The sequence below is a fragment of the Methanomethylovorans sp. genome, assembly GCF_050177135.1.
In the GTDB taxonomy this organism is placed as follows: Archaea; Halobacteriota; Methanosarcinia; order Methanosarcinales; family Methanosarcinaceae; genus Methanomethylovorans.
Genome location: NZ_JBFXHJ010000173.1, coordinates 1 through 4,202, shown reverse-complemented (window position 1 = coordinate 4,202; position 4,202 = coordinate 1). Strand labels below are relative to the sequence as shown.

The 4,202-nt window shown below is 39.2% G+C and carries 4 protein-coding genes and 1 pseudogene; all 5 read left to right on the top strand.

The window, feature by feature from the left end; genetic code table 11:
* Positions 1-1,423 (top strand): IS701 family transposase (locus AB7U21_RS10830; protein WP_428388969.1); only part of this gene is annotated, 1,423 nt, incomplete at its 5' end.
* Complete coding sequence (locus AB7U21_RS10825) at positions 1,362-2,657, top strand: 6-bladed beta-propeller (protein WP_428388967.1); 1,296 nt, start codon at positions 1,362-1,364, stop codon at positions 2,655-2,657. The genes AB7U21_RS10830 and AB7U21_RS10825, both read left to right, overlap by 62 nt.
* Positions 2,650-2,883: a hypothetical protein gene (locus tag AB7U21_RS10820; RefSeq protein WP_428388965.1), complete on the top strand. Its 234-nt coding sequence runs from the start codon at positions 2,650-2,652 to the stop codon at positions 2,881-2,883. Before AB7U21_RS10825 ends, AB7U21_RS10820 begins: the two co-directional genes overlap by 8 nt.
* Before the next feature lie 73 nt (positions 2,884-2,956).
* Positions 2,957-4,024, top strand: a complete 1,068-nt coding sequence (locus AB7U21_RS10815) for a 6-bladed beta-propeller (RefSeq protein ID WP_428388963.1) — start codon at positions 2,957-2,959, stop codon at positions 4,022-4,024.
* Positions 4,025-4,082: 58 nt separating this feature from the next.
* Positions 4,083-4,202, top strand: a pseudogene (locus AB7U21_RS10810) (transposase); the annotation flags it as partial.

Sequence of the window (4,202 nt, the reverse complement as noted above, 5' to 3'; positions counted from 1 at the left end):
CGAAAAACAAGCCTTTCGGCACCAAAAATGTTTAGTACAAGTTAAAAAAAGTAAAGATTATGGAAAAACACTGGCCTCGTCTCTAAAGAGGATGAGATGTCATATTGCTGATTATGAGAGTGTTTTTCGTAACAGGACAAAGCGATTTTTTGATAAGGCGAGCAAGTACACAGAAGGGATCTTAAGGAGTGAGATGCGTAATATCGAAAGGATAAGCGAAGATACTGGAGTAGACTATTATCAGATGCAGCATTTTATTACGGAATCGAAGTGGGATGCACGTGAACTGATTGACAAGGTAGCGGGAAGTGTCAGTTCTATTTTGCCAAAAAGAAAGATGACCGGACTGATAATAGACGAAAGCGGTTGGGTAAAGAAAGGAGACAAGAGTGTTGGAGTAGGTCATCAATACTGCGGCAATGTGGGAAAGATATCTAATAGTCAGGTTGCAGTTTTTGCCTGCCTGAGCAATGGTGATTTTGCCTCGATGATTGATGCGAGATTATACTTACCAAAGGATTGGTGCGATGATGCTGAGCGCTGCCAGGAGGCAGGCATCCCTAAGGAAGAAATGGCATTTAGAAGCAAACTTGAATTGGCGGCTGAGATCGTTAGTCATCAAAAAGGACAGGGTATCGTATTCGATTTTGTAACTGCGGATGTTTATTATGGTAACGATGCATCCTTTGCAAGATTAATAGAGAATTTGGGTTCTGTATATATGCTGGATATTCATTCTGATACTGAAATATACTTGGAGAGACCTGAGTTAGTTATTCCGGAAAAGAAAGGATTGAAAGGGCCAAAGCCCAAAAGGCTCAGGGCATCATTACCTGCCATTAAGGTGAATGGATATCTTACCACATTAAAAGATGAAGACTGGCAAATATTGAATGTTCGCAACACAACCAAAGGTGTTCTCCAGGGTGAATACCATTTTGCAAAGGTCTGGATCTGGGACAAAAGTACGGAAGAGCCAGAGCGGAGACTTCTTGTTATACGCAAAACAACCTCAGGCAAAGGAACATTTGATATAAAATATTCATTTACAAATGCAAATCTGGATCAGTATGAACCGGAAGGTTTGGCATACATGCAAGCTGAGAGGTATTTTATAGAGCACAGCATAAAAGAATCCAAACATATCCTTGGACTGGATCAGTACCAGACAAGAAAATGGTTGGCCTGGCAGCACCAGATTGCTTTGAACTTTTTAGTTTCGTCATTCATCCTGAAGGAGAAGCTTGAGTTATTTGAGGAAATGCCCTTACTTTCAGCAAGAGATGTCAAAGAAATGGTAGTTCGTGAGTTGTATCAACAAATGACACAGGATCAGATGATGGATAGAATTAACCGGCGGCATGCCATCAGACAAGAGGATATTAACCGTCATTACAAGAAAAAATCGAATCTGTCAAAGTAGAACTAAATTAAAAAGCGTTTTGATGTGTTTACACAAAGTAATTTATACTCTCGCCCAGTTTTCAATTATTATCATTTCGATATTGTTTGGAAGTTGTCTGAACAATAGTAATGAAAGCAAAACTAAAGTCAGGGATTCAGAAAACCCTTTTACAGCTCAGATAATCCGGTTACCCGTGGCCGGCCAGGACACTCTGAAGACCTCGCTCTTTGCAGATACAGTTCTATTTATACCGCTTGAAACCACTGAGGAATCCTTTATGGATCTTATAGATCAGATATGGATAAACGATTCATACATTTTGATCAACTGTCACAATGCTGGTTTGTTATTATTTCAACAGGACGGAAAATTTGTGAGAAGAATAGGTAAGCCAGGTCGTGGCCCCGGGGAATATGGCAGAATATTACATTTTGATGTGCTTAATGATACTATTCTTGTTTCTTCAATAGGGAAAAGGGGATTCTCAAGGTATAGTTTTGATGGCATATTCTGTGATGAAATCCGGTTGAATTACCAACCTCTGTATTTTACTACAACTGCTGATCAGAAGCTTGCATGTTATTGCCGGGAAGAGGGTAAGATTTACATGTATAACCAGGGTCTCGACATGCCACCTGACACAATTATTGTTGAATATGGCACTTCGCTAAGGTATAAGTATGATTTTCTTGCGGATAAAACTATGACATATCTTCAAAGGCATTCGTCCGGCCTGCTTTTTTACGATTATATAAGCGATACGGTCTGGAATATTCGTAGTAAGGATAAGCAACCGGCTTTCCTGATCGAGATGAAAGATAAGCTTCCAAAAGACAAACAGGCTGAATTCTGCAATGGCAATCCGTCATGGAACCAGATGGTAACTGCTTATCAGCTAATACACCTGCTCCCGTTTCAATCACAATTGTTCATCTATCAGAAGCACTGGCGTGGTGGCTTGTTTGATGCCATTTATCTCATGGATACCAGAACCAGAGAAATCAGAAAATTCAACAAGACATGGATCTATGACGATATAGTCAGTCGCGAGAGACTCTGGATATTTGATTATGTGTACTCTACGGAATACCTTGTTGCTACGATGTATGCACCGGAAAAAAATTCAGCCGAAAACCACGATGACCTCAAGGCAGCCCCTTCACCGATATGGCTTGATCAGATGAAAGCGGTTAAGGAAGATGATAATCCTATAGTAGTTAAAATTAAGCTAAAAAAAAGCCTCAATGAATGATAGGTTTTTAAAAATTGCAGGTGCACATGTTGCAAACAACCTTGTTAATTTGCCACACCTGATCTTCGAGGTAACCGATCTCTGCAACCTTAACTGTAAATATTGTGGTTATGGAGATTTGTATGAGGGATATGACTCACGAAGCAGGGGCAATTTGTCTTTAGAAAAAGCTTGTACTATTATCGATTATTTAGCCAAGATTTGGAAAGAAAATATCGAATTATAATATAATACTCCCCGAAAATCGGACCACTGGTTAAGTTGAATATATTAGGTATAACAGAAACAAGATGCGTGATATGATAAAAACATTGGTATATTTTGTACTTATCTTGTTATTGCCTGTAACAGGTTGTAAGGTGAAAGTGCTATCTGAGTACGAACTGGATTTCGAATCACTTCAGGCCAAAGAATGCAGGTTTGATGAAGTTTTTTCATTGAAGAAGATATTGATTCTGGAAGAAACAACGAATAGCCTCTTGTCTGATATAGTTCATATAAAAGTACATAAAAACAATTTCTATGTATCAGATAATCAACACGTAGTGATTTACCGATTCTCGGAGAATGGTAAATTTCTGAATAGTATCGGGAAGCAGGGCAGGGGGCCGGGTGAACTGCTCACTGTTCTCGACTTTCAGGTTGATGAGAGCACTGTCTGGGCAATGGATCTGTATAAGTTCGTGGTATTTGATCATGAGGGGCATTTCTTGCGGGAGTATGCTAAACCGGTAATCTCCTTTGACTTTATACATGACGGGGACAGTAATTTTCTCATCTATAATATCAATAGCTCAAAGTGGCCTCAGATCATGGTTAAGGACTCACTTTTCAAAACTATTAGATCTTTCTCTTCGATGCATTACAATCAGCAGGTCATGCCAGCCGCAGGGCGGAGTTATCTTTTCAATGACAATAAGGATGTTTTTCTGACGTACCCGTTTTCAGATACTATCTACAGGATATCAGACACTACCGCAACACCGTTTTTTATTTTTGGCTTTGGGGAGAAAAGACTGAGGGACTATAATTCACTTTATGGAGGAAACTTCGACGGTGATCTGTCAAAGTACAGTTATTCAATTAAGGATTTCATTACAGAGGATTACCTGGTAAGCACGATTGCTGTCGGCGAAAAGGTGCAGCTGTTAATACTCGACAGGAGAAGCGGGAAAACCAGATTGATAGATGCGATTACAAACGGACCTGATTTAATAAATAAATCGAGTCTCTTATATGTCGATGTAGAAGGCAATTGTTACTGGGGTTATAATTCTTCTGCCGGTGATTCTACATTCAAGCCAATGTTTAATGAGCGAAATGCCAATGAAAACACAGCCTTGATTATAACCAAAATAATAGAATAAACAGAAAAGTAAGGTATTTTTCTAAGACTGAGTTGAATAATATAGAGATTCCTTCTTTAATGACCTTTTTAAACAAGGGGTTGAAGAGATGTTACAGGCTGAATTAGAAGCCCACCTGGGCTATGAAAAATACAGCAAAAAAGGAAATGGTAGTGGTAATAGCCGCAATGGATCCTTC